This is a genomic window from Streptomyces sp. NRRL S-495 (genome assembly GCF_000966955.1).
Classification (GTDB): Bacteria; Actinomycetota; Actinomycetes; order Streptomycetales; family Streptomycetaceae; genus Kitasatospora; species Kitasatospora purpeofusca.
Genome location: NZ_JZWY01000547.1, coordinates 1 through 3,822, shown reverse-complemented (window position 1 = coordinate 3,822; position 3,822 = coordinate 1). Strand labels below are relative to the sequence as shown.

General features: G+C 74.7%; 3 protein-coding genes, 1 tRNA gene and 1 pseudogene. 3 read left to right on the top strand and 2 right to left on the bottom strand.

The features are described 5' to 3' along the window. Positions 1–383: pseudogene (locus VR45_RS26895) on the top strand (hypothetical protein); the annotation flags it as partial. A 156-nt stretch (positions 384–539) separates the two neighbouring features. Continuing rightward, positions 540–613, top strand: a tRNA-Ala gene (locus VR45_RS26890). A 197-nt stretch (positions 614–810) separates the two neighbouring features. Here the strand turns inward: VR45_RS26890 and VR45_RS26885 are convergent. Both VR45_RS26885 and VR45_RS26880 read right to left on the bottom strand, forming a co-directional pair. Then, the gene (locus VR45_RS26885; protein WP_045942423.1) at positions 811–1,683 is read right to left on the bottom strand and encodes a hypothetical protein; all 873 of its coding nucleotides are present in this window, start codon (positions 1,681–1,683) and stop codon (positions 811–813) included. A 2-nt stretch (positions 1,684–1,685) separates the two neighbouring features. Further along, positions 1,686–3,002 carry a VWA domain-containing protein gene (locus tag VR45_RS26880; protein ID WP_045942422.1) on the bottom strand — a complete coding sequence of 439 codons (1,317 nt, stop codon included), beginning with the start codon at positions 3,000–3,002 and terminating at the stop codon, positions 1,686–1,688. 199 nt (positions 3,003–3,201) lie between these two features. Here VR45_RS26880 and VR45_RS26875 point away from each other — a divergent pair. After that, positions 3,202–3,822, top strand: a 621-nt coding sequence (locus VR45_RS26875; RefSeq protein WP_234326197.1) for an FtsW/RodA/SpoVE family cell cycle protein, incomplete at its 3' end; no start/stop codon positions are given.

Sequence of the window (3,822 nt, the reverse complement as noted above, 5' to 3'; positions counted from 1 at the left end):
GGCCAGGACGCTCGCACCTGCGGCTGGCCACCGAGGCGGACGCCGCGCGGGCGGCCTCCGCCGGGACTCCCGTGGCGAGCCCTGCCGGGACCTCCGCCGGGGCTTCCGCCTCGGCCGTCGCGGAGGTCACCGAGCACGAGGAGTGGGTCGACGGCATGCGGGAGCGCGGCGCGGCCGGCCCGGACTCCTGGGAGCCGGTGCCCGTTCCGCTGCCGACGTACGTGACCGCGCCGGTGGCCCCCCGGGTCAACCGGGGGCTCGACCTGTCGGCGCCGGGCACCTGGACCGCCGGCCGCCCGGTGGAATCCCGGAACACCCCGCTCTTCGACCAGTACGCCGAGCCGTCCGCCCCGGAGCCGCGGCCCCGCGCCGCCAACGAGTAGGGCGGGCGGTCCGCGACCGTCCGCGAAGAGGCCCCCGCCGCCGGGGGCCTCTTCGCGTTCCACCCCGGTTCCGCCCCCGCCCCGTCCTGCCGCAGGGGCCCCACCAGGAGGGTGGTCACGGACCACCTCGGAGAGGTGCTAAAGTTTCTTCTTGTTGGGGCTGTGGCGCAGTCCGGTAGCGCACCTCGTTCGCATCGAGGGGGTCAGGGGTTCGAATCCCCTCAGCTCCACCCAACGGAAGTCCCGCCCGATCGAAAGATCGGGCGGGACTTCTGCGTTGTGGGGGTGCACCGGTCGACGGGGGGTCAGCCGGGGTGCCGGGGCGGGGTTCCGGCGGGGTGTGAGACGGATCACGCGGGAGCGGGCCGGAAAGCGGTGAGGGCCGGGCCGGAGAGGTCTCCGGTCCGGCCCTCGGGGTCCGGACGGGTCAGGACTGGCCGGAGCCCGCGTACGGGCCCGGCTGCGGGGCGCCGGACTGCGGCGGCACCGAGCCGTAGCGGGCCGGCCGGCGACCGCGCGGGTGGCGGGTCAGGGTGTAGCCGGCGACGCCCGCCAGGGCGGCCAGCGCACCGCCGGCCAGGGTCCAGAACCAGCGGCTGTTCCAGCCGGAGAACCAGCCGGTGTACCAGTGCTCCTCGGGCTCCTCCGGGGCCGCCGCCTTGGCGGTCGCGGCGCCGCCGCCGACCGGCGGGACCAGCGGGGCCTTGAGCTCGCCGCCCTCCGGCTGGGCGTTGTCCTCGTCGCCCTTGGCGGTCACCCGCAGCTGCACCGCGGCGGCCAGGCCGAGGTCGGGCTGCGGGGCGTCGGCGACCGAGAGCCGGACGTAGTAGGTGCCGGGCAGCGGGTCGCCGGACCACGGCTCGGCCCAGGAGCGGACCTCGCGCAGGGTGCAGCTGAGCGCCAGCGAGCCGGCGGCCTGCTCGGCGGTCGCGTTCTGGGTGCCGTCGGTGCAGGACTGGCGGCGGCGCAGCCCGTCGAACACCTCGACGTTCCAGGTCTGCGGCCCGTGCCGGTCGGCGGACGGGGCCAGGGAGACCGTGAGGTCCACCTTGGCGGTCCGGCCCTCGGCGGCGCCGAAGGCCCAGTACAGGTAGTCGCCGGTGGAGACGTCCACCTTGGCGTCCTGGCCGGGCGCCAGGTTGACGGCGGTCAGGAAGGAGGTGCCGGCCTTGTTGGCCGGGGCCGGGGTGCCGCTCGCGCTCGGCGAGGGCGAGGCGGCCGTGGCGGCCGGGGCCGCGAGCAGGAGCGCCGGGAACACGGCCAGGGCGGCCGCGGCGGTGCGGAGGAAGGTCGTACGCATGGTCAGTTCTCCTGCCAGACAGCGATCCGCCAGCGCGCGATCCAGCCGAACAGCAGGCCGGTCAGCAGGCCGGCCAGGGTGAGCACCAGCAGCAGGATCCAGCCTCGGCCCAGACCCATCGCCGGGCCGTCCGGGGCGGGGGAGGCGGCGGTCAGGTCGACCGTCAGCTCCAGCGGCAGGCCGGGGTCGGCCGCCGCGCCGGCCTGCGGGGCCAGCGAGTTGGAGACGACCAGGCAGACATTGGTCTCCGGCTTGCCGCTCGGCGAGGCGGACGCGGTGGCGGTGGCGTAGCCCTTGGAGGCGGCGGCCGACCAGCGCAGGCCGGTGGAGACCACGTCGGTGCGGCTGCTGCCGGCGTCGGTGCCGCGGACCAGCTCCTGGCCGGTGGTGCTGGTGGCCTGGAGCAGGACGCCGTAGTCGCGGGCCACCGGGCGGTCCAGGGCGACGCTGACCGAGGCGCGCAGCTCCTGGCCGGCCTTGACCGGGACGCGGTAGACGCGGTGCTCGGAGAACTTCTCGCGGTCGCTGTAGACGCCCGGGGTGAGGACCGGGGCGGACTCGCACTTGTCGGTGCCGGCGGTCTTGACCGGGGCGACCGTGTAGGTGTCGTTGGAGCGGTCGACCAGCTGCTTCACCTTCTCGGTGAGCTGCTCCTGGGTGCGCACGTCGGTGTAGGTGCCGCCGGTAGCGTTGGCGATGCAGAGCAGCTGCTGGCGGGTCTTGTCGTCGTGGGCCAGGCCCAGGGTGTCGACCACCAGGTGGATGCCCTGGGAGGCGAGTTCGCGGGCGACGTCGCAGGGGTCGGGCGGGGCGCAGGAGTCCTCGCCGTCGGTGATCAGCACCACCCGGCGGGTGGTCTCGCCCTTGCCGAGGTCCTGGGCGGCGCCGCGCAGCGCCAGGCCGATCGGGGTCCAGCCGGTCGGGCGCAGGGTCGCGACCGCGGTCTTGGCCTCGGTCTTGTTGGTCTTCCCGACCGGGAAGAGCTGCTTGGTGTCCAGGCAGCCCTGGGCCTTGTCGTCGCCGGGGTAGTTGGCGCCCAGGGTGCGGATGCCGAACTCGGTCTCCGCCGGCAGGGCGTCGATGACGTCGTTCAGCGACTGCTGGGCCACCGCGATGCGGCTCTTGCCCTGGATGTCGGTGGCTCGCATGGAGCCGCTGACATCCAGTACGAGGTCGACCCGCGGTGCTTCCTTGCCGGCTGCGCCGGCTGATGGTTCGTCGGCATGGGCGGGCAGGCCGCTGAGCAGCGCCCCGCCCGTTATCGCCAGGGCGGCCAGCAGGCTGCCGAGCCTGGCCTTCGGTCGTCGTCCGGTAGTCACCCGCCGATCCTAGGGACCATCAGTTGGCCGTGGCCAACGCGCGATGCGGCGGGACACACCGGGTGAACCGGGCGGAATACCCGCACAGTGCTCGTTAGGGTGGCGAAGGGGATGGGGGTGCCGCCCGTCCTCCCCGGTGGTCACCCGGCGGCGCCCGCAGTCCCGACTCCCAGGACGGTCCGTGGCGACACCCTCCGCCGTGACGAGAACCGCCGGCCGGCCCCGCCGCACCGTGCCGACCCGGCGCAACACCGAACTCGCGCTGGTCCTGGCCGCCGTGCTGACCGCCGTGCTCGGCTATGCCGAGGTGGGTCTCAACCTCGACGGCACGGTGCCGGCCGACGCCGGCGAGTACGGGGGCGCGCTGGGGGTGCTCGCGCTGCTGGCGCACGGCGCCGTCCGCTGGCGGGCGCCGTACGCGGATCCGCTGCCGCTGCCGATCGCGGTGCTGCTGAACGGTGTCGGACTGGTCGTCATCTACCGGCTGGACCGGGCCACCCCGGGCAGCGCGGCCCCCACCCAGCTGCTCTGGTCCACCCTCGGGGTGGGGCTGTTCGTCCTGGTGCTGCTCCTGCTGCGGGACCACAAGCGGCTCCAGCGGTACGCGTACATCGGGGCGCTGGTGGCGCTGGTCCTGCTGGTGCTGCCGATCTTCTTCCCGCCGGTGTACGGATCGCGGATCTGGATCACCTTCGGGCCGTTCTCCTTCCAGCCGGGCGAGTTCGCCAAGGTCCTGCTGGCGGTCTTCTTCGCCGCCTACCTGGCGGTGCACCGGGACGCGCTGGCACTCACCGGGCGGCGGGTGTGGCGGCTGCGGCTG

Bases quoted from the DNA above. Each gene is read 5' to 3' on its own strand.
- VR45_RS26885 (WP_045942423.1), bottom strand. From the start codon at position 1,683: ATGCGTACGACCTTCCTCCGCACCGCCGCGGCCGCCCTGGCCGTGTTC.